Source organism: Prosthecobacter dejongeii (assembly GCF_014203045.1).
Lineage (GTDB): Bacteria > Verrucomicrobiota > Verrucomicrobiia > Verrucomicrobiales > Verrucomicrobiaceae > Prosthecobacter > Prosthecobacter dejongeii.
In genome coordinates this window covers 203,642-225,731 of sequence record NZ_JACHIF010000010.1, presented here as the reverse complement: position 1 = coordinate 225,731, position 22,090 = coordinate 203,642, and the positions used below count along the sequence as shown (strand labels likewise).

The 22,090-nt window shown below is 55.2% G+C and carries 19 protein-coding genes; 16 read left to right on the top strand and 3 right to left on the bottom strand.

Annotated elements, in window-relative coordinates; genetic code table 11:
- Positions 1-38 precede the first annotated feature (38 nt).
- The 3 genes from HNQ64_RS20355 to HNQ64_RS20345 all read right to left on the bottom strand — a co-directional run bounded on the left by HNQ64_RS20355 (position 39) and on the right by HNQ64_RS20345 (position 4,817).
- The gene (locus HNQ64_RS20355; RefSeq protein ID WP_184212154.1) at positions 39-1,376 is read right to left on the bottom strand and encodes an alginate export family protein; all 1,338 of its coding nucleotides are present in this window, start codon (positions 1,374-1,376) and stop codon (positions 39-41) included.
- A 90-nt stretch (positions 1,377-1,466) separates the two neighbouring features.
- Positions 1,467-2,897, bottom strand: coding sequence for a dihydrolipoyl dehydrogenase family protein (locus HNQ64_RS20350; RefSeq protein ID WP_184212152.1), 1,431 nt, complete (start codon positions 2,895-2,897; stop codon positions 1,467-1,469).
- A gap of 63 nt (positions 2,898-2,960) precedes the next feature.
- On the bottom strand, positions 2,961-4,817 hold the full coding sequence (locus tag HNQ64_RS20345) for a prenyltransferase/squalene oxidase repeat-containing protein (RefSeq protein ID WP_184212150.1): 1,857 nt from the start codon (positions 4,815-4,817) through the stop codon (positions 2,961-2,963).
- A gap of 211 nt (positions 4,818-5,028) precedes the next feature.
- Here HNQ64_RS20345 and HNQ64_RS20340 point away from each other — a divergent pair, with 211 nt between their 5' ends.
- From HNQ64_RS20340 to HNQ64_RS20265, 16 genes are all read left to right on the top strand, one after another.
- Positions 5,029-9,588 carry a DUF4175 family protein gene (locus HNQ64_RS20340; RefSeq protein ID WP_184212148.1) on the top strand — a complete coding sequence of 1,520 codons (4,560 nt, stop codon included), beginning with the start codon at positions 5,029-5,031 and terminating at the stop codon, positions 9,586-9,588.
- 162 nt (positions 9,589-9,750) lie between these two features.
- A complete protein-coding gene (locus HNQ64_RS20335) occupies positions 9,751-10,548 on the top strand; it encodes a PEP-CTERM sorting domain-containing protein (RefSeq protein WP_184212146.1) in 798 nt (265 codons plus the stop codon).
- A gap of 57 nt (positions 10,549-10,605) precedes the next feature.
- Positions 10,606-11,397 (top strand): glycerophosphodiester phosphodiesterase family protein, encoded by a 792-nt coding sequence (locus HNQ64_RS20330; protein ID WP_184212139.1) that lies wholly within the window; start codon positions 10,606-10,608, stop codon positions 11,395-11,397.
- Between the two features lie 47 nt (positions 11,398-11,444).
- Positions 11,445-12,182 carry a platelet-activating factor acetylhydrolase IB subunit gene (locus tag HNQ64_RS20325; RefSeq protein WP_246431142.1) on the top strand — a complete coding sequence of 246 codons (738 nt, stop codon included), beginning with the start codon at positions 11,445-11,447 and terminating at the stop codon, positions 12,180-12,182.
- A gap of 258 nt (positions 12,183-12,440) precedes the next feature.
- On the top strand, positions 12,441-12,620 hold the full coding sequence (locus HNQ64_RS20320; protein WP_184212135.1) for a hypothetical protein: 180 nt from the start codon (positions 12,441-12,443) through the stop codon (positions 12,618-12,620).
- Positions 12,621-12,635: 15 nt separating this feature from the next.
- Entirely contained in the window at positions 12,636-12,896 is a 261-nt protein-coding gene (locus HNQ64_RS20315) for a DUF883 family protein (RefSeq protein ID WP_184212133.1), read from the top strand.
- A 52-nt stretch (positions 12,897-12,948) separates the two neighbouring features.
- Positions 12,949-13,098 carry a lmo0937 family membrane protein gene (locus HNQ64_RS20310; protein WP_184212131.1) on the top strand — a complete coding sequence of 50 codons (150 nt, stop codon included), beginning with the start codon at positions 12,949-12,951 and terminating at the stop codon, positions 13,096-13,098.
- 42 nt (positions 13,099-13,140) lie between these two features.
- Entirely contained in the window at positions 13,141-13,455 is a 315-nt protein-coding gene (locus HNQ64_RS20305) for a DUF883 family protein (RefSeq protein ID WP_184212129.1), read from the top strand.
- Positions 13,456-13,502: 47 nt separating this feature from the next.
- On the top strand, positions 13,503-15,266 hold the full coding sequence (locus HNQ64_RS20300) for an AI-2E family transporter (protein ID WP_184212127.1): 1,764 nt from the start codon (positions 13,503-13,505) through the stop codon (positions 15,264-15,266).
- Between the two features lie 38 nt (positions 15,267-15,304).
- The gene (locus tag HNQ64_RS20295; protein ID WP_184212126.1) at positions 15,305-16,411 is read left to right on the top strand and encodes a zinc-binding metallopeptidase family protein; all 1,107 of its coding nucleotides are present in this window, start codon (positions 15,305-15,307) and stop codon (positions 16,409-16,411) included.
- Positions 16,412-16,616: 205 nt separating this feature from the next.
- On the top strand, positions 16,617-16,835 hold the full coding sequence (locus HNQ64_RS24510) for an entericidin A/B family lipoprotein (protein ID WP_184212124.1): 219 nt from the start codon (positions 16,617-16,619) through the stop codon (positions 16,833-16,835).
- A 37-nt stretch (positions 16,836-16,872) separates the two neighbouring features.
- The gene (locus HNQ64_RS24200) at positions 16,873-17,001 is read left to right on the top strand and encodes a DUF3096 domain-containing protein (RefSeq protein ID WP_184212122.1); all 129 of its coding nucleotides are present in this window, start codon (positions 16,873-16,875) and stop codon (positions 16,999-17,001) included.
- A 19-nt stretch (positions 17,002-17,020) separates the two neighbouring features.
- A complete protein-coding gene (locus HNQ64_RS20280; RefSeq protein WP_221305517.1) occupies positions 17,021-17,287 on the top strand; it encodes a hypothetical protein in 267 nt (88 codons plus the stop codon).
- A 107-nt stretch (positions 17,288-17,394) separates the two neighbouring features.
- Complete coding sequence (locus tag HNQ64_RS20275; RefSeq protein ID WP_184212120.1) at positions 17,395-19,548, top strand: ATP-binding protein; 2,154 nt, start codon at positions 17,395-17,397, stop codon at positions 19,546-19,548.
- Complete coding sequence (locus HNQ64_RS20270) at positions 19,545-20,678, top strand: hybrid sensor histidine kinase/response regulator (RefSeq protein WP_184212119.1); 1,134 nt, start codon at positions 19,545-19,547, stop codon at positions 20,676-20,678. The genes HNQ64_RS20275 and HNQ64_RS20270 overlap by 4 nt, the downstream gene beginning before the upstream one ends.
- Positions 20,679-20,716: 38 nt before the next feature.
- The gene (locus HNQ64_RS20265) at positions 20,717-22,066 is read left to right on the top strand and encodes a sigma-54-dependent transcriptional regulator (RefSeq protein WP_184212117.1); all 1,350 of its coding nucleotides are present in this window, start codon (positions 20,717-20,719) and stop codon (positions 22,064-22,066) included.
- Positions 22,067-22,090 lie beyond the last annotated feature (24 nt).

The window sequence follows — 22,090 nt, the reverse complement described above, 5'->3', positions numbered from 1 at the left end:
GTCATTTGAAATTGAGGAGTGATGGGGAATTGAATGGCTCAGTAGTTCAGCGTCAGCATGATGTAAGCAAAGTGGGCATCATCACCTGCGCCCGTGTCGTCGAGGTAACTTCCTGCAAAGAAATGGCTATAACCGACGAGCATATCCAGGTGTTGGGTCAGCTTTGAACTGATGGTAAAGTCCACTTCCGCTCCTGCTTGATTGCTGGCAGAGCCTTTGATGGGGCGGACTTGCGTTGTGCCATTGGCTCGGTACCAAGCGTCTGCTGTATCGTCTAACCAAAAGCCATGGAGGTCGAGCGTCGTCTTCAGTTTGGGGTGAGGTTGGGCAGCTAGGCGCAGAACGATGTTGTGCATGTTCTGCCAGGACATGGTGTCCATAAACCCATAAGGCGGATGATTCGTGGGGAAGAGGTTTTGGAAAGTATGAGATTGGCCATCGGTCGCATCGCCATCACCACTGCCATAGCTGTATTCCAGGCCGACGCGGGGCTTCCAAGGCGTTTGCAGCCAATTGTAGCCTGCTTCTAAATGAGAGGCGAAGGCACGCAAGTCCTGGCCACGAACCTGGCCTGCTTGGCCGACGACTTCGACGGTGTAGTCCCACCCTGCGAGTTTGAGGGGATCTCCTTTCAAGCGAGTCCCTAAGGTGATGAAATCGGTGCCACCGGCCAATCCTTCTTCGTGCAGGTGGAAGGCATAAACATCGGTAGTCTGCACACGGATGGCGGTGGTGCTGAAATAAAGACCGCTGAAGAATTGGTCTCGCATGTTTTCCCCATCCAGCCAGTCGGAGGTATTGAAGTGAGATTCGTGGATGCGCACCACGCTGGAGGTAAAGGCATCCAGCCACCAGTCTTTCTCCTGATAGTGCAGCTTCACCGCATCAAAAGTGCGGCTGAAATTCAGCCATTCCAGCGGGCCCACAAGACGCTCATCTCCATAAGCAAGCACCTGACGCCCCAGTTTGAGCGAGAGATGTTTAGGGTCACCGATTTCGAGATTCCCGAGGCGTAGGTCAAAAGCGTCGTCTCCTTCAGCACCCATTTGGTTAGGCACATCTGCTCGGTCCGAGAAAGATTCACGGACATCCTGTCCTTGGATGGAGATTTTAAGCCAGGGCAGGACCTGCCATTCCATGCCGACTCGGATACGATGCAGGAGCCAAGTGTCATCGGTGGCAGCGTTGGCGCTGTTATTAAAGTCAAAAACGTTTTCCCGCCATTCTCCGCGCACACGTGCCTGAAAGTTAAAGACTAAAGGGTCTTTTTCTGGGAGAAGAATGGCTTCGGGTGTTTGATCTCCTGCCAAAGCTCTGAGGGCAAGGCCTGAAGTGCCTAACAGCAAATAAAGAAAGAATTTGATCGGGCATTTCATGGATTATGCTGATTCAGCATAGAATCCATAATCTATAATTAAAATAGTCTTTGGGAATGAGTGTCATGCCGGAATGGCATGAGTGTGATTTCAGGCTTCAAGTTGATCCGCACATTCCTCTGCGGGGTAGGTCCAGATTTCACTCAGGGTCGGGTGATAGTGAGGGATGGCCAGGAAGTCCTGCACCTTGGATCGGTAATGCATGGCGATGACGACCTCGTGAATCAGTTCGGTTGCGTGAGGGCCCACGCAGGTTGCACCGAGGATTTCGCCCGTTTCGCGGTGCGCATGCATTTTGACAAATCCTTCCGTCTCACCCATGCACATGGACTTGCCATGATCATTGAAGGGATAACTGGCAGAAACGAAAGGTGTGCCTGCTTTTTCCAAATCCGCTGCGCCTGCACCGACGGCAGCGACCTGCGGATGGGAAAAGACCCCAAAGAGTAGCAGGCGATAGTCGGTTTCTTCCTCCACAGGTTGTCCCTGAATGAGACGGTGGGCATTGCGTGCGGCGATTTCTCCCTGTTGGATGGCCACATGCACCACATCTAGAGGGCTGCACACATCCCCGGCTGCAAAGATGTGCGGCTGGGTGCTTTGCATCGTTGGCTTTACCGCGATCTTCTTTTGGGTGAGGCTGACTTTGGCGGCCTCTAGATTCAAGCCATCGGTGGCTGGGCTACGCCCCATAGCCACCAGGATTTGATCCACTGTGATGCTCTTTTCTTTGCCCTCGTGCTGATACTCAATGTGCCGACGACCATGGGCAGTCGTGACTTTGTGGATGCTGGTGCCAAGGTGGCAGGTGATGCCACGGTGAGCGTAGGCTTGTTCCAAAACGGCACTGCATTCCGCGTCCAGTCCGGTGAGGAACTGGGGACCGCGCTGGATGAGGGTGACCTTGCGGCCTACCCCTTCCAGGTAATGTGCCATTTCCAGAGCGATGGCACCACCACCCAGAACGGCAAAGGATTCCGGCAGGGCCTCAGCATCCAGCACTTCATCACTGGTCCAGTAACCGGACTCCGCAAGACCTGGAATCGGGGGGACGCTGGGGACGGAGCCTGTGGCGATGCAGAAAGTCTTGCCGGTCAGTTGAAAGGAGGCCGAGCCATCTTGCGGCTGCAGTTCCACCGTGTGTGCATCCGTGAAAGATGCGTGGGCACGATACAGTGTGAAACGCCCGTCTTGGAGCTGTTGCTGGCGGTAACCGGCGAAGTCGGCGATGAGGGTGCGTTTGCGCTCCCGGATGGCCCGGATGTCAACCCCCTGAGATTGCGCATGAAGACCAAATTCGGAAGCTCGGCGAATGCTAAGGTTGCGATCTGCAGATTCGATCAGCGTTTTGCTCGGCATGCAACCCCGTAGGATGCACAGGCCCCCCAGCTCTGCGGCCCCATCCACCACGGCGACGCTGAGGCCTAACGAATGGGCCGTGCGTGCCGCTGCGTAGCCGCCACTGCCACCGCCGATGACAATGAAATCAAAATGAGAGGGTGAGGAGGCATCTGTACTCATGCCCCCATGCTGGCGGAGGCATAAGGGATCTGCATCCAGAATCTGCACTGGCAAGGATGAAGACTAACGATCAAAGAAGCTTTCTTCGTCGCGATCCGCCACTTTCAGGTAACGGTAATAGACCTCCAGCATGAGGGTGCAGAGAGCTTGGCGGTAAACGGGATCGGTAGCATCGCCAGCAGGCCAGTTTGGGCGACCTTTTTTAAAGCTGCCATCGGGCTGCTGCGCGGCCAGGATCTGTGGCAGGAATTGTTGATTGTAAAATTTCCAGTCATCGCCCCCAGCCTGGAAGAAGGTCTGGGTGTAGTAATACCAGCAGTAAGGGTTGCAGTTTTTATTCCAGTCCAGAGGCTCTGCTTCGAGGAACTCCCGGAGGAAACCGATGGCCTTTTTCAGTGGCGCGGTGTGGCCTTTGGACATGGTTTGCAGAGCCAGAGAGCCGGCTCCCGTGAGGCTCCATTGATTGTAGTGTTTGTCACGGTCAGGATTGCCAAAACCGCCGTCTTTGGTCTGCTTGGCCAGCACATACTCCGTGCATTTCTTGATGGCAGAGTCGAGGCCTTGAATTTTGAGGCCCGAGTTCTTGGCGGCTTTCAGCGCCTGGAATTGCCAGCCTGCCACAGAGAGGTCTTCTCCTTTGCTGTTTTTCGTGTAGGCCGTGGTCATGCCTGCGTCCTTGCCGCCGTAGGTCCATGAGCCCCGCTCATTTTGATTGTCGATGATCAACTTCACGCCTTTTTCAAAAGCTTCACGCATGCCTGGCAGCTCCTTGCTGCCCAAACGTGCCAAGGTGTACATTTCACCCAAGGCGTAAGTGGCGATGCCGTGAGCGTAGGTGGAGCCGTTGTTGTAGATGTCTTCACAGATCATCCCGTGGGGATTCTTTTTGCTAGTCTCGATCAGGAAGAGAATGCCCTTCATTACCGTGTCTCCATAGAAGGGAGAATCCGGTGTTTCACAGCGGCCTAAGTAGCAAAGGAGGGCAAGGCCGGTCATGGCGGACTTGCTGCCCATGCCATTCCAGGCACCATCAGGCCCCTGTTTCTGCTTCAGCCATTCCAGGGAGGCGGAAACCGCACGTTCACACTCGGGACTGCCACCGCTGTCAGCCAGTTTTTTCAAACGCTCCTGCGGGGAGCAGCGACTGCGCATGGAAGGTGGCAAAGTCACAAAGCCCTGCATCCCGCCCATGCCCATCCCAGTGCCAAAGCCACCACCAGCTCCTGCTTTGCCAAAACCTCCACTGCCCAGGCTTCCGCCTCCCAGCATCGAGCTCACATCCGGCACATCCAGCAGATCTGGCGGCGCATCTGGCAGCGTCACGGCCGAGTTCTGGCTCGTGCTCACGATCTTCTTCATCGGCATCGTCTTGTTCAGCGATGTCCGCTTCTTCTGCTGCACCTTGTGCTGCATCTCTGCAGAGGCCTGCGCTCCCTGCTGCGTGCCGCCACCAGGCAGGAAGTCCACCTGCTTCTGAATCATCTGCGTGCTGACCACGATAGCACCGCCCACGATGAGGATACCCGCGTGAATGGCCAAGCTGAGGGTCAAAGAGCCACCGCCTACCTTGCGCCAGGCTTTAACCAGAGCATTGGGTGGTTTCACGGTTTCAAAATGGTTGAGCGCCGGCGGGTGATACATTTCGCCTGGGGCTGCATGGAGGGCCACGGCTTGATCTTCTTCCACAGCGGCCACAGGCACGGGGCCTGAGGTGGCCGAAGGCGCGGGGTATCCCGCAGGTGGCGGCGGCATCATGCCGGGCTGGACGGGGTAGCCCAGGTTGTTTCCTTGCACAGGATAGCCTAGATTCCCAGAGGTCGGATATCCTGGAGGATGGCCTAATGGCTGGGTGCCGCCAGGAGGCGGGGGCACAAAAGCATCTGGGGCAGGTTGGCCAGAAGGTGGCTGGTTAGGGTCCATGAGGGGATAAAATACGTTCGGGTGCAGGATAACCGGGAAAATTCTCTTGAAGCAAGAGTATTCGCCTTCGCAAAGAGACGTGTCAGCACGCCGATTCTTGGAGTTGAGAGAACGAAAAGTGCTAATCTGTAGCGGACTCTTTCTTTAAAATGGTCCAAAGCGTCCCGAAAAACGGGGCTGCTACCAGCGTTTACTGCCTGCCTCTTTCCTAATGAATCTCTCTCTCCGTCCCGCCACCGCCCAGGCGCTCCAGGCTTTTCGTGCTCGTCGCCAGCGTTTGCTTATCCTTCGGGCAGGGCTGGCCTTAATTTTGGTGGCACTTGGTTGCTGGACAGCTATTGCCCTGCTGGATCGGGCCTGGTTCATGCCGGAACCCCTGCGCCCTTGGCTCACGCTGCTGGCTTACTTCGGGGGCGCATTCATCGCTTGGTGGGTGGCCTTGCGGCATCTGGCGTTTGGTCGGGATGCGCTAGGAACGGCACGTTTGCTGGAAAGTGTCTCGCCCGACTTGCGCGAGCGCCTGCTGGCTGCCGTGGAGTTAGCGGAAGGGAAGGGAAGCGGCTCGGCAGAGTTTCGTTCCCAGTTGCAGGATGAGGTGGCTGCGCAGATGGAGCGCCTAGATTTGCGAACCGTTTTGCCCCTGCGGTCGCTGAAACCCTGGTTAGTCGGGTTGGGCGCAACCGTGGTACTCGTCATCGCGCTCAGTTTCATCCCGGCGCTGCATTTGCCCGGTTTCCTGGCTCGGGCAGCTATCCCCTTTGCCAATCTGCAACGTCCTTCCAGCGTCAAAATCAGCATTGTCGAACCCAACCCCGCCAGCACCCTGGTGCCCTTTGCTTCAGAGCTAGAGATCGTGGCGAACATCACGGGTCCACAGCCTGGAACCGTTCTTATCGAAACAGAAACGCAGGGCAGTCCTGCACGCCGCACGGAATTGTTGCGCAGCCACGATACTCGCTATTCAGGCCTTGTGGCCATCGGGCAAGGGGACCTGCGTTATCGCGTGCTAGCGGGCGATGCTATTTCTCCCTGGCATACGCTTTCGGCCCGGTCTCGACCACGAGTCACAGAATTTGTGAAGACCGTGGTGCCTCCCGCCTACTCAGGTCTTCCGGAAATGGTCCTGACCGAAGAGCGTGGGGATGTGGAGGCCCTAGATGGCAGTACCGTGCGGTTGAAGTTGAAGCCTAACCAAAAAGTGTCTGAAGCTTGGTTATTGATCAATCCTGACCATGCGGATCATCCTGAAGCGATCGCGATGAACCAAGGCGCGGACGGTTTTCTCACGGGGGAGCTACCCATCCGGCCTGAACATGAGTCCTGGCGCAGTGCACTGACGGCTGAAGAAACTGGCTTTAATAATGAGGAAAGTTCTCCCTGGCAGATCATGACGATTCCTGATCTACCACCCGTGGTGCAGATCTTAGAACCCCTGGAGCAAATTTCCCTCATGGCGGATGAAACGGTGCGGGTGCAGGGGCTGGCCAGTGATGATGTCGGTTTGGCCACAGTGCAGATCGCCCATGCTGTGAATGGAGCGGACTGGCAGCAGCGTCTGCTGTTGAGCAAACCAGGCAAGGAATGCCCTCTGCAAACTACATTACCCCTGGCCCCATTACAGGTGAAGCCAGGCGATGCGCTACTGATCAAACTGGTGGCGACAGATCTGAAAGGGCTGACGACGGAATCACCCGTCGTTCGGGTCATCATTTTGGAGCAGACGGTGGATCCCCAACATCGCCAATGGGCGCAGGACATGCGCCGCCTGGCCCAGCAGGCCACCGCGCTTTCTGAGCAGACGCGTGAGCTGCGTAAGGCGATGGATCAGGTGCAGAAAACGGCCCGTAAAAAAGCGGGTGAAGCTCCTGAATCCACCGTTGCACGCGCCCAGGCGGAACTTCAGCAGGTGACGGATCGTGCCGAAGATCTTTGGACCCAACTCAAGCAGGCGGCTCAGTCCGCACCCACACATCTGGATAGCATGGAAGTTCAGGTGCTGGGGGAGCGGCTGGCGCATCTGCGGAATGAGTCGCTGCCGCAAATGCAAAGCCTCACGGAAAAGGATCTGGAAAGCACCGAAGGACTGCGCCGGGCAGCCAGTGAAGCTGGGGGCGATGCAGAAGCGATCGCCCAAGCTGCCCGCGCTTTTGCCACGGAAGACAATGCCAAGATCGTCGCTCAGGCAGCGCAGCAACTCAGTCGTCAGGAAGCTTTGCTCACGGAGCAATCGCTGACTGCCAACCGCGATAGCAGCCAGCGCCCCAAATGGCAAGAACAGCAGCGTGCGGCCATTGCTGCTAGTGAAGCCCTACGGCAAGAAATGGAATCACTGAAACCCGTGCTGGATGGCGGGCAGCAAAAACAGGTGGAAGACATGCGCAAACAGTTGGTCGAGACCGCCAATGACTTGGGCGCGAGCCTAGATAAACCTGACCAGACCAAAAGCCCCGAGCACCTCTATGGAGCTGCGGACAATCATCGGCAGCGTCTCAGTCGCTCCGCGGAAGCCATGCGTGCCATGGCTGAAAATGCAGGCCATCGCGCTAACCAATTGCGTGAACAGCTCGCACGACAGGAAAATCCCGCCATTATCGCACTGAATGAAGCCCGGGATGCTCTTTCCCAAGCCACCGCAGAGGCGAAAGATCCCAAGGGGCGACAGAAGCTGAGCAGGGAAAATGAAACGGCCACGCAGCGGGCTGAAAAGGAGCTGGGCCAGGCGGCGAAGCAACTGGAAGACCAAGCCGTTTTGCGTGAGCAAAACCAGCGCACAAATACCGAAGCTGCGCTGGATGCAAATCGTGCCAGCCGTGCTGCGGGCCAGCTTGCTCGTGAAACCGCCACATTGCCCAAAGATGCCGCTGTCATTGCCGCGGCTCAGCAAAAAGTGGATCAGTTGACGCAGCTCAGTCGCATGTTAGAGGCGGATGCTCTCACTCAAACCGCTGTGGAGGCCATCGCTGAAGCGGCTGCAAATCCAGATCCTTCGCAAGCAGCCAGCCCCACTCAAGCGACGGATGACGCCCGCGCAGCCAGTGAGGCGCTCCGGCAAGTGCCTGACATGCTCCGCCGTCTGAAAGTGCCGGATCAACCCATGGCCAACACAGCGCAACAAGCCTCAGATACGAGTCGCCAAGCAGCCGATCTGCTCCAGGCTCTTGCTCGCCAGTCGGCGCAGCAGCCTAACCAACCTTTGAATGTAGAGGCCGCGCAGCGGATCTCAGCGGAGGCCGAACAAAAAGTATCACAGTTCGCCCAGCAGCTTCAGGCCCAGACTGCCGACGCACGCGAGACGCTGGCTCAGCTCACCCCAGACGTGAGTGATATGATGAAAGCCGTGGCCCAGGATTTAAAAGCCACTCAGGAGGCTACTCAAGCGGCAGCGGCTGAAGCGGAAGCGAACAAGCCCGTGGCTGAAGTGGCCCAGTCTGCCCAGGCTCTACAAGCCGAGACGGCTGAAAATGCCGAGCAAATGGAATCCTTGCAAGCCGCCCTCCGCCAGGAGGCCAATGCCGCCAACCTTCAAGAAGATGCACAGCGCCAGATGGCCCGCATGGCGGATGTGGCTCTGGCTCAGATGCAGCAGAAGGCTCCTCAAATCGCTCAGAATCTCAAGCAAGCTGCTCAGGCCCAACAGAGCCAGCCACAAGCCCAAAATTTGAACCAGGCAGCGCAGGCGCAGCAGCAAACCGCACAGGCTCTGGATCAACTGGCCCAAAACATGGCCAAGGCAGAAGATGGGCAGAAACTGACCGAACAGGAACTGGCTGCCATGCAAAATATGGAGAAGGACCTAGGCGTGCAAGAATCTCTGGAGGAGGCCTACAAACGCGCCCAGGAACTCGCGGAAATGGCTCAAGATGCGAGTCAAAATCCAGCGGCGGTTTTGGCTGAACTGGAGAAGGAGCTACCTAAAAATCCCGCCATGCAAAAGTCGTTGGCCGAGCTTTCCAAACAAGTCGCCTTGACCAGTGAGCAGGCCGTCGCCGCAGAGGCTCAGCAGCCGAGCAACATCGGCCTCGCCGCGGAAAAAGCGGCTCATGATCTCGCGCGTGTTTCTCGTCACCAGCAGCGGCTTGGTCAAAAAGAAGCCGCCCAGCAGGCAGCTCAGGCAAGCAATCAACTCCAGCAGCAGGCTCAAGTCGCCAAAGGTCAACCAGGGCAGCCGCAAAAACCCATCGGCCCAGAGGCCCAGGCCACCGCCGCCCAGGCTGCTAAAGCTGCTGAAGCCACCGCGACGGCGACCCTACCTGCCACCTCGGTCAATCCTTTTCAGGACATCCAGGGCGCACTTTTAGCCCAGGCTCTGGATCAACTCGACCAGACCCTGAATCCGCAGCAAGGGCAGGCTGGTCAGCAGCAGGAATCCCAATCCGGACAGCAGCAGCAGCCGGGCGGCAATCAACAGCAGAAAGCGCAGCAAAGCCTCGCCGATGCCCAGCAAAGCCAGCAGCAGTCCATGGCTAATCAGCGCAATCAGGGGCAAACACCAGGCTCACAACAGCCAGGTCAGCAGCAGGCTCAGAATCAGAACAAACCTAACCCGAATGATCCCACCCAGCCCTCGGACGGTGAAGGGGGAAACCAGTCCATGAAAATCGTGGAAGGTGTGCTGGGAGCCGATGCCATCTTGGTCAATGGCGACTGGGGCCACCTGCCCAGCAAAATGGCGGCGGATCTCAGCGAAGCCACTCGCAGTGAAGCAGCTCCAGAGTACCGCGCCGCTATCGAAAGCTACTACAAAGCCATCGCCACCAAGGCGAAGAAGTGAAGTCGAGAGTTGCTACCACTCACGGCACCTGAGGTTCACGGTGATGAGCTTATGATCTGCACCACGAGCAAAATCCATGGCCCGGTGACCTAAACTTGACTGAATGTGACCAGTGTCACTGCCTGGAGCTTCCCTGGCCTAAGGACTGCTGATTAGCTTTCTATGGCTTCATTGTCTCTCCATTGCCTTAAACACTGCCATTGGTTTTTGATCTGCCTCATTGTTCTTCTGCTGGCTCCAGCGCAAGCTTCCACCCTTTTATTCTCTCATGTAGGAGCGGTGAATCCGACCACGGAAGGTTGGACTTTTTCAGGCACTGTGCAGACTGGGGCTATCACGAATGATCTTGGCACGGGTGTGGATGCCTGGAAGGTCTATGAGCAGGGCGGTAGCAATGCGGGGACTTACAATAAGACGCTGACGACCGGGCAGCTTTCAGAGGCTCTGCAAATCGGCTGGACACTGGACGCCACCCTTCGCTTCGTACCTCCAGATCCGCTGGTAGCCACTTCTCTCGGCAACAATGCTTGGTGCACGCTTTTGATCGACGAAGGCGTTACGGGCAAGCGCGATCTTTACGGGCTCTACTTTGGCAATGATCTCAGTGGCAATACCTTAGTTCGTCTCTATGCCACAGGGGCTACCTACACCGTGGATTCTGGTTATCACGATTATAGCATCCGCTGGGATCCCACGACTCAACTGGCCTCCTTTTTCATTGATGGAGTGCTGAAGGCTTCTGATTACGCAGGAAGCACGATTGATAACACGGGCACGAGTCGGGTCTATTGGGGGGATAATACCACCACCGCCATCACGCCTGGGCGGGGTGCTCACTATGCTTATGTAGGGCTTAGCATAGGCGCTGCGGTTGTTCCCGAGCCGAGCCGTCTTGGGTTGCTACTGCTGGCAGCGGCCGTGGGCCTGTTCAGGCGGTGTCGGGGCTCACAGCGCGTGTGACGGAAAATTGCGACGGAAGATTTGGCATGTTAAGGGCGTCTTGCTTCATCCCTGATCATGCGAGTTTTATCCCTCCTCCTGCTGTCCCTTCTTTCTGCCAATGTCTCTGCGACGGAGATCGTGGCCCATCGCGGATTCTCTCAACGTGCGCCGGAGAACACCGTGGCCGCTTTCAATCTGGCCTGGGAGCACGAGAGCGATGCCTGCGAGCTGGATCTTTACCTAACCAAAGATGGTGAGATCGCCATCCTGCACGATGCAGATACGAAACGAACCACGGGCGTGGCCAAGATCGTCAAGGAAAGCACCCTGGCAGAATTGCAGGCCCTGGATGCAGGTTCCTGGAAAGCGAAGGGCTACAAGGGCGAAAAGATACCTACTTTGATCGAAAGTCTGAAAACGATGCCTATTGGTAAAAAGCGTTTTTTCCTGGAAGTAAAATGTGGTCCAGAGGTCGTGCCAGTGCTGGCAAAACAACTCAAGACCTGGCGCCCGCGCGCAGGCCAGCTTTGCATTATTGCCTTTGATCGCACTGTTGCTCAGGAAGCCAAGAAGGCCTTGCCGTGGATGAAAGTGTACCGCCTGTCCTCCGAGAAGACCAAGGACAAAAAGCCCGTGGACCTTACCCAGCTCATCGCCGATACCAAGGCCGATGGCCTGGATGGCCTGGATCTAGGTTTAAAATGGGCTTGGAATGAAGCCTTGGTCAAACAGGTGAAAGATGCGGGCCTGGAGCTTTACGTCTGGACGGTCAATAAGCCTGCGGATGTGAAACGCTTGGCTGCTCTGGGCGTGGACGGTATCACGACGGATGATCCGGTGATGGTCCGCATTGCTTTGAAGAAGTAATGATTGCAATGGTCGGCAGTTATCGTTTTCACTGTTCCTCTCAAACCATGAAAAACATCCTCATTGCTTCGGCTTTGTTCATCAGCAGCGCTTTTGCGGCTGAGCCTAATCTCGCCATCAATCCTGTGCCGCGTGATGGTGGCTGGGTGAAACGGCATGAAAGTTTCAATGCCATTTCCAAACAAGGCACGGCCACCTTGGTCTTTCTGGGAGACTCCATCACCCAGGGGTGGGAAGGCAAGGGGAAAGCCACCTGGGAGAAGTTTTATGCCAAACGCAATGCGGCCAATTTTGGCATCGGCGGTGACCGCACCGAGCACGTGCTGTGGCGGTTGGACAATGGCAACTTTGACGGGCTGAAACCGAAGCTCATCGTGCTCATGATCGGGACGAACAACACGGGCCATGTGGGGCGGGCGCAGAAGGAGCTCAATGGTACCATTTATGCGTGCTCTGCCGAGCAGACTGCGGAAGGCGTGAAAGCCATCGTGAGTAAGCTCCAAACCAAAGCTCCTGAAGCGAAAATCCTGCTGCTGGGCATCTTCCCACGTGGTGAGAAACCCTCCGATGCGATGCGCCAACAAAACGAGGCCACGAATGCCATCATTGCTAAACTGGCCGATGGCAAACAAGTCCATTTCCTGGACATCGGGAAGACCTTTCTTCAGCCCGATGGCACGCTCACTCGCGAGGTGATGCCTGACCTGTTGCATCTTTCTGAAAAAGGTTATGACATGTGGGCAGAGGCTATTGATCCCAAGATCAAGGAACTGCTCGGGGAATGATTTTCCGCCGTTACTAAATTCTTCTTTTTACCTCTTCAGAGGTTTAAGAGCCGCCTTTCTAGGCGGCTCTTTTTGTGTCTGAATAGACGACATGCAATTCGCAAGGAATGCTCAGGTTGTTTGCACGAAACAACGAATTTGCCCAGCAACGAAAGGATGAGGTTTTTGATTTAATTCGTTGATCATCAAGGTCTTGATCTCATTCGGCTCTGCTTGGCATCGCCTGTGCGATAGAAGGTAGCCACACTGCCACTCCCCATGATCAACACCAATCCAAACCCCCGCTACCCGCAACTCCGCGTTGCTTCTGTGGCTATCGCGACTCTCGCGGTAACTGCGGCAGTCACGGGAGCGGCTGGCAGTGGAACGGTGTTGGCCTGGGCAGTGGCAGCTATCGCTCTAACCACTTTTGGAGCGAGTTTTTTCCTCAAACCCTAATCCAAAGATACTCTTATGACCGCAACGCCACGCACCGAAGAAGTCCTGCATGACACCGCTAACGATTTCCGCAATCTGGGATCTGCGGTGAAGCAGGACCTGAATAACCTCCGTGAGGAAGCCCGCACCCGCATTGATGGCTGCACTCAAAAGGCCGTGCAGGATGCCAATCAAAACCTGAATCAACTGCGCGATTACGCGGTTGAGAATCCGCTCCGCGCCCTCGCCTATGCTGCATTGGGGGGTGTCGTCCTCGGCCTGTATCTGCGCCGTTAATCTTCCCTGTCATTAAGTCTCTCGTTTCATTCAACCTCAACTCACCACCATTATGCTTTACACCGTCGCCGTCGTTCTTCTCATCCTCTGGCTCCTGGGTCTCGTCACCAGTTACACCCTCAGTGGTTTCATCCACATCCTGCTGGTGATCGCCATTGTGGTCATCCTCCTTCGTGTCATTCAGGGACGCAAACCTCTCTAAGTTTCCTCACCCTTTCCGCCTAACAATAAACATCAAATCGCTATGAGCCTACTTTTCAAACGCAAGCCTCTCAGCACAACCGAGCGCATCAACCACAGCCTGCGCACCATCTCTGATGAAGCCCGCGGCATCCTGGATAGCATCGGTAAAGATTCCAGTCACTACACGGGTCAGGTTAAAGATCGCCTAGCAGGCATCGCTGACTATGCGGGTGAAGCCAGTCACGAAATCGAGCGTCAATTGCGAAACAAAGCCTCCGCTTTGGATTCCGTGGTGCACAAGCGTCCTTATGAGTGCCTAGGCGTGGCAATCGGCCTGGGTCTACTCTTTGGCCTTCTGGCTAACAATCGCCGCTAACTAAGAGTTCGAAAATCAAATAGACCTCGAATAGCGGAACCTTATCTATGGAAGCCTTGCAACTTCAGCTGGCTCCGCTCATCCGGCTCGCCACGGTGATGCTCACCGTGGCGATGCTGTGGTCTGGGCGAGACTTTTTCATCCCTCTCGCTCTAGCGATTCTTTTCGCTTTTTTGCTCAAGCCGGTGGTGTCATTTTTAAACCATCGGTTGCACTTTGCTCGCACCCTGGCGGTCATCACCGTCACGCTGCTTTCTTTTTCCGTCATGGGGGCATTGCTCTGGGTGCTTGGAGGCGAGTTGCACGAATTGGTTAAAGAGTTACCCGGTTACCGGAACACCATTCATCAAAGGGTGGTTAGCCTGAAACAAGTGGGGCAGGGGGGTGTGCTGGAAAAGCTCCAAAGCCTTGCGGCTGAGATTTCCAACGTCTCTGAAGAATCTGGTGCCCAGGGCGCAGATGCTCCGCAGGAGACGCCCGTATTCATCGAGAAGTCCACGAATCGTGTTCAAGAAACGGCCATGTCTGCCCTGGGTTACCTCGCAGATAGCCTGGGCACAGCGTCGGTCGTGGTCGTGTTTGTGATCTTCATGCTGCTCCGGCAGAACGACGTGCGAAACCGTGTCATTCATCTGGTCGGTTACAGTCGTCTGACGACCACCACTCGCGCCTTGGATGAGGCGGCCTCTCGTGTCAGCCGCTATCTATTGATGCAAAGTTTGATCAATGGCGTGTATGGAGTGCTCTTGGCAGTGGGTTTTTGGGCCATCGGTTTGCCCTACGTGGTTCTGTGGGGTGCGTTAGCGGCGCTGTTTCGCTTTGTGCCTTACATTGGTCCGTGGATCGCGGCTGTGTTGCCCATGGCTTTGAGTTTGGCCGTCTTTGATGGCTGGTCCCAGCCTCTAATGGTGATCACCTTGATCGTCGGTTTGGAGTTGCTGACAAACATGATTTTAGAACCTTGGCTTTATGGGCAGAGTGCAGGGGTTTCGGATCTTGCGCTGCTAATCGCCATCATGTTCTGGACCCTTATTTGGGGCCCTGTCGGCTTGCTATTGGCGACACCGCTGACCGTCTGCCTTGTCGTCTTTTCCAAATACATCCCAGAGTTGAGATTTGTCGAAATCTTAATGGGAGATAAACCTGAGGTTCAGCCAGCCTTTTTAGTCTATCAAAGGCTTCTTGTGGGAGACTTGGAAGAGGCTGAGGAACTGACACAGCAGTCGGCCAAAGAGATCGGTCAGGAAAAAACCATCGACCAAGTCTTGCTGCCTGCTGCTGTGCATGCGCGCCGCGAAATGATGGCAGGTCGCCTTAGCAAAGAAGAAAGTGATAGCATTCTAGATACGCTCACAACTCTTTCCAGTGAGACTGCGCTGGAGGAGGCCGTTGTCTTTGCGGCTGACAGCGATGGGCCCTTGCTTTTATGCCGTAGCTTTGACGCTTCTGCAGATGCCATTGCTCTGAATTGGCTCACCCGCTCTGTTGGGGCAGGGGTGCTGAAATGGGAGTCTATACCCCAGTCGGCTCTGGTGTCTGAAGTCATCGCACAAGTGGAAAAGCTGCAACCCGCCATTGTGTGCATCAGCGCCATGCCCCCTGGGGTTAGCAGCACCGCCCAACTGCTGTGTAAGCGTCTCCGTCATCGTTTTCCGGAGTTAAAGATTCTGCTGGCTCGCTGGGGTGCTCAAAAAGCAGAAAGCCCTGCGGATACGGGGGCCTCCTGGGTGGTCACCACGACTGAGCAGGCCCGTGAGCGCTTGCAGACGGTGCTTCGCTTGGAAGAACCCGCTTCAGCTCCTGCGACCTAAATCGTTCGAGATCATTATTGTCCCCCCCCTTCGTCTCCATGAGAACTTATCTATGCGTCTGCGGTCAGCCCGTTTTCTTTAATAACAGCGTCTGCATTCCCTGTGGGCGAGCCGTGGGTTTTGACCCTGACTCGCGTGAAATGCGAACGTTGGATTTAACGGAAGAAGGCGTCCATCAGCAGGCCCTGGCGGAAGTAGCGACGAAGCGCGGCTTTTTCCGCCGTGCACCCAGACCTGTGATACCTCAGCGTTACCGCTTCTGTGCCAACTTGAATGCCTGTGCTTGCAACTGGTTGATCCCTGCGGATGCCGATCCGGCTACCCTGTGTCCTTCCTGTGCTACCACGCGTGTCATTCCAGACCTTTCTCAACCAGGCAATCCAGAACGCTGGACGAAGCTGGAATCCGCCAAACGCAGGCTACTTTTCACGCTGCTCGATCATGGGCTTTGGGGGCCTGGTAATCGAGTGAAGTCCAGCGTTCCTATGGTCTTTGATTTTCTTCAAAATTTGCCAGGTCAAGCCCCCGTGATGACGGGACATGATATGGGTGTCATCACGCTGAATGTGCAGGAAGCTGATGATGATGTGCGTGAAAAAACGCGATTGGAAATGCGCGAGCCTTATCGTTCTTTGTTAGGCCATTTTCGTCATGAATCAGGTCACCATTACTGGGATGTGCTCATTGATGGCAGCCCTTGGCTGGCTGAATATCGCAGTTTGTTTGGCGATGAAACGGCAGATTATTCACTGGCGCTCCAGCGGAACTACTCGGAAGGGCCACCACCGGGGTGGGATCAAAATCACATCAGCGCCTATGCTTCTTCTCACCCCTGGGAGGACTGGGCTGAAACTTGGGCTCACTGGCTGCACATGAGCGATACCCTGGAAACGGCTGATTCGGCTGAGTGCCACAGCAATATCGTGCAGCCGAAAATCGATCCCACGTTGCTTTGTGCCGAAGGTCAGGAACCAACGCCTGAAATCAAGGCTTTTTGCGAGCGTGTCAGCCACTGGGTGGCATTGACCACTTTGGTGAATGAGCTCACACGCAGCATGGGGCAGCCGGATGCCTATCCTTTTGTGTGCAGTGGCCCCGTTCTGAAAAAACTCTTTTTTATTGATCGAGTTGTGAATGCGGGCTGATCAAATTGCGAATTGCATTGCGCAATAAACGCATGTGTTGGAGTCATGCATAAAGCATGAAAACAAGGAAGTTAGGTTCAGTGTTTGATTTATTAAAGTGTTGGTTTTCAACGTTTTAATATCAATGTGGGGCGGTTGGCAAAGTCTTTGCACTAGTCATGTCAGAGTGACGCACCAGTCACATCCATTCCTTGATCTTGCCATCATGAAAACCACCGACATCTCCCACGAAATCGCCTCCAAGGCGGACCATGAAGAAGCGACTGCGCGCCACGCGAGTTTTTTCATTTTCTCCCTCGGGATGCTGATCCTCACCCTCTCTTTCTTGAGCAGTTGCAACACCACACGCGGTTTTGGTCGTGATGTGCAGAAGGTCGGCAGCACCATCGAGAGGCAAGCTGTGAAGGTGCAATCAGGTCGCTAAAGAATCTCCTTATCAATCAGTCAGCCAACCAATCTCTATGAGCCCTCATCTTACTCCCATCGTTTCTATCGTTGCAGGCATTTGTGTCCTCATTTTCCCCCACCTCCTTAACTATGTGGTGGCGATTTATTTGATCCTTACCGGTGTTTTGGCCCTCGTTAAGTAATCTTAATCCTTCGCATCCTATGAACGCTATTCAAAAACAGATTCAGACTGCTTTCGCCGCGATGTTGACTTTACTGTTTGGTCTGAGTTTGACTTTGGTCAGTTGCAAAGACCGCTCTTCGAATGTGATTCTAGACAAACCGGAAACACCAGCAGAAAAGATCAAAGACAAAGTGGACGATGCTCTTGATCGTAGGCCTAACGAAAAGATTCGCGATGTCGCTGAAGACGTCGAGAAGGCGGCTGAAGATGTCAAAGAAAGCGTTAAAGACGCCGCCGAGAAATAGCCGCATGGGAGAGGCTTTAAACGGGTAACTTTTCCCGATGAAAAAGGTACTTACCATTGGCCTCTCCTTTTTAGAGCTTACCCCCCAGCTTCTTTTTCCCCCCATCCATGCTCCGTTCCTGGCACGGTTTATTCCTCATCTTTACTACATTCCTGCTCCTGCTGGTGATGGGTACGGTGGTGCGTAGCGGGCGACTGGCCGAGGAGGGCAGCGAACTAGTGACGCACACGGATGCGGTGATTGGTGAGTATTTAAAACTCCGCACCGTGATCACAGAGGCGGAATCCTCCACACGGGGTTACGCCATGACACGCCAGGCCCCCTTGCTGAAACCCCTCAGCACGGCTCCAGAACAATCTGAAAAACTGCTGCAAAGTCTTGTTGCTATGACTCGGGATAATCCGACTCAGCAAACGCTTTTGACGGAACTTTCCATTCTGGTCAATCAGCGTCTTGCCGTGCTCAAAAAGCTAGCTGATACGGCTAGTTCGAGCGATGCCGATTTGCCTCTGCGGGAGATCATCAGCCAAGGTGCGGGGGTGAATGATAGCATGCTGCAAAAGATTGATGAGGGTATCTTAGCAGAACGTAAACTGCATGCCGGACGCGAGGAGCAACTCCGCGATGTATTGCAGACGATGAATGTTACAGGTATCGGCGGTAGCATCTTGGCGGTCATTACAGGCATCGTGAGTTTTGTCATGCTGCAGCGCAGCTACCGCATCGCGCTACGCACCGCAGAACTCGAAGCAGAAAAAGAGCGTGCCATCGAGGCCGATGCTCAGAAATCTCGGTTCCTTGCGAACATGAGTCATGAGATTCGCACGCCCATGAATGCGATCATTGGCTTTGCTGATCTGCTGAATGGAATGGTGCATGAAGAACGTGCTCGCGGCTATCTACGTGCTATCCAAAGTAGTGGCCGTTCTCTATTGGATCTCATCAATGACATCCTGGACATCTCCCGGATTGAGGCAGGGAAGTTGTCCTTGCGGCCAGAACCTGCGAATGTGCATGAGATTGTTGAAGGGGTGGTCTTTGCCGTTAAAAAACAAGCGGAAGACAAAGGGTTAGCTCTGGAAATAAAAATTGAGCGCCAAGTCCCTAAAATCTTGGAGGTGGACTCCCTTCGACTTCGTCAGATCCTTCTTAACCTAACCAGTAATGCGGTTAAATTTACTCATAAGGGCAAGGTAAAGATCCACGTCAGCACACTGAATGAAGCGAAGTCTGGAGAGGCCTGTGACTTGCAGGTGAAAGTGAGTGACACAGGTGTTGGTATCGCCGAGGAGGATCGTGAGCGGATCTTTTCCGCCTTTGAGCAGATCAGCACCCAAAGCCGCAGTGGCGCACAGGGTACAGGGTTAGGTCTCAGCATCACACGGCGTCTGGTGGACTTGATGGATGGAGAGATCTCACTCATCAGCGAGCCTGGGAAAGGCAGCACATTCACTTTGATTCTGCCGGGCATTCCCCTTAGCCATGCGACCAATGATCCTCCGAGTGATCATTCCGCAGACTTCAATCGGCTGCGCCCTGCCACCATTTTGGTGGTGGATGACAATTCGACAAATCGTGAGCTTATCGCGGGTTATTTGCATGGGTCCCATCATGAAATTCTCTTTGCTCAAGATGGTATGGAAGCTCTGGAACTAGCCCGGACAGCCAAGCCAGACGTAATCTTGATGGACATCCGCATGCCACGCATGGATGGCAAATGGGCGCGCCAGATTTTGCGTGAGGATAACCGCACCTCGGCGATTCCTGTGATCGCGCAGACAGCTTCTTCCATGCCCGAAGAGTCAGCCAAGCTACAGGAAATGTTTGATGGTTATCTGCGCAAGCCTTTCCACCAGCGTCAGCTTTATCGGGAGCTCGAAGGTGTGCTTGGGCATGCGACCATTCGTTACACCACGCCGAGACCTCAAGTGCCGCATGCTGAAGATTTACCGACTAGCATTCTGGAGTCCTTCGATGCAAGCACCACGGCTGCTTGGCCGGGATTGGCTGCCCAACTGCAAGTGTGGGAAGACGGGGATGTTAGCCGATTTCTGGATACATTCCCCATGCTGGAAATCGCCACCTTTGGTCATCAACTCCACCAAGAGGCGGCGCGTCATGATTGCCCCCCGTTAGCTCGTTATGCCACGGCGCTTTATGGGGCCGCAGAGACTTTTGAGTTGGATGTCGTCGAACGCTTGCTGCGTGACTTTCCTGCTTTTTCCCGCCGCATCACCGGCATCAAAAAAGACCCCCCATGATTGTGGAACCCCAACCCCCCCTCAGCCCCAGCACCGCACGTGGAGTCGTGCTGGTGGTGGATGATCAGATGCAGAATATCCAGGTCGTGGGCACGGTGCTCACGCGTGAAGGGTATGAAGTCATCCCTGCTACCAGCGGAGCCCAGGCCCTGCAGCGTATCGCTGCACGTTTGCCGGATCTGGTTCTGCTGGATGTGGTGATGCCTGATGTGGATGGCTTTACCGTCTGCAAACGGTTGCGTGAGCATCCAGATACGGCAGGATTGCCCGTTATTTTTGTTTCCGCTGCAAATGACTCTGAGACCATCGTGAGAGGGCTGGAGGCTGGTGGTGTGGACTACATTACGAAGCCGTTCAACAAGGCTGAACTGCTCGCTCGTGTGCGCACGCAGGTAGATCTCCAACGCGCACGTGAAACGACCTCCCGGATGCTGAGAGAGCGTGAAAACATCGTCAGCATGGTGGCGCATGATTTAAAAAACCCACTCGGTGCCATTCGCTTCAGCGCGCAGACACTGCTGGAGCTACCAGCGGAAAAGATCAATACCGCCAGTGATCTCACAGGCCACATCGTGGCTACATGCGATCAGATGCTCAAGTTCATTGACCGGTTCCTAAACAACCGTGCTCAAGAGGCTGAGCATGAACGCATGACCACCGTTCATATCTCCTCCGAACAAATTAAAGAGATGCTCACCGCTTGGTATCCCAATGCCAAACGAAAGAACACGACCCTCGCAGTGACACTTTCTGAGACACCTTTGCTCGCCAGTGGGGATCTATTTACCGTGCGACAGATCGTGGACAACCTCATGAGTAACGCAGTGAAATTTTCCCCTCTGGGCAGTCAGATCACTTCACGCGTTTATGCAGATGGGGAGCGCTTCATCATTGACATCGAAGACGAAGGTCCCGGCTTCAGTGAGAGTGATTTAGCCCGCATTTTTCAAGATTACACGCGCCTGAGCGCACGCCCTACGGGGGGAGAATCCTCCACTGGGCTTGGCTTAGCCATCGCTAAACGTGGTGCCGACCGCATGGGTGCCAAACTTACCATTGATAATCGTTCGAACGGTCAGGGCTCCATTGCCCGACTGGCTCTGCCTTTGGCCCTCGTCGCCAAGGCATGACCTCATTAACCCAACCAACCAACCCCCCCCCCACTTTTATGGACATCCTCATCGTAGATGACGAAGCCAGCATCCGTCGCGCGACCAGTCTCGCACTGGATGCCGCTGGCCATTATGTCGAGACCGCTGAAAACGGAGCTGTGGCTCTGCGCAGTCTCAAAGAATCTTCTTTTGATCTCGTGCTGCTAGATCTTTATCTTGGCGAAGAAAGCGGCCTGCAAATTCTGGAAACGATTCGCCGGGAACACCCCAGCGTGCACGTGGTCATCTTCACAGCGAATGCCACGATCCCAAATGCCATTGAAGCCACCCGTCTGGGTGCAGTGGACTTTTTGGAAAAGCCCTTTAGCCCAGACCAACTCCGCCAAGCTCTGAAGCGCATCACCACTCTGCGCACCCTGGAACGTAAAGTCGAGGAACTGACTACCGAGGTCCGCACACAAACGCCTCCACCCCAGGTGATGTCGAAGAACCCAGGGCTCCAGCGTCAGATAGAGGTCCTCTTTCGTGCAGCGGACACACAGGCTTCTATCCTCATCCTGGGTGAAAGCGGTACGGGCAAAAGCATGATCGCGCGCGCCATCCATGATCAGAGCCCTTTTCGTGATAAACCTTTCGTCACAGTGAGCTGCCCTAGCCTCTCTCGAGAGCTGTTGGAAAGTGATCTCTTTGGCCATGTCAAAGGCTCCTTTACGGGAGCGATGCGGGACACCTGGGGGAAGGTGAAGGCTGCAGAAGGTGGCACTTTGTTTCTCGATGAAATCGGCGAGTTACCCCTGGAAATTCAGCCAAAGCTCCTCCGCCTGCTGCAAGAGCGCGAGTATGAGCGGCTGGGGGAAACGACTCCACGCAAAGCGAATGTACGTGTGATTGCCGCGACCAATCGAGACCTAAAACAGTGGGCCAGCGAAGGACGCTTTCGGGAGGATTTATTTTATCGCCTGAATGTCATCTCGGCCACCATGCCCCCGCTACGTGAACGCCCTGAGGACCTGGTGGCCTGTGCAGATAACTTCCTGAAATTCTTTGCAGACCAGTTCCGCCGCAAGGTGCGCCGCTTCAGCCCGGCGGCCTATGTGGCCCTGCGCAATCATCCATGGCCTGGTAACATTCGTGAACTGCGCAATGCTATCGAGCGTGCCGTCATCCTGGCTGAGGGAGATGAGATCACTCCTCGCGATCTCCCCGAAGCAGGGGGGAGCACCACACTCAATGGTCATGACCACGGTGCCGAAGTCGGTCAGCGAGTCAGCATTGAGAAGTTGGAGTGCGAACACATCCGCCGGGTGATGTCTATCACGGATTCCCTCCAGGAAGCGGCAGAAGTGCTCGGCATTGATGCCGCCACGCTCTATCGCAAACGCAAGCGTTACCAGTTGGACAGTTAGCAACAGGGCCCGGAAGCGTGGGCA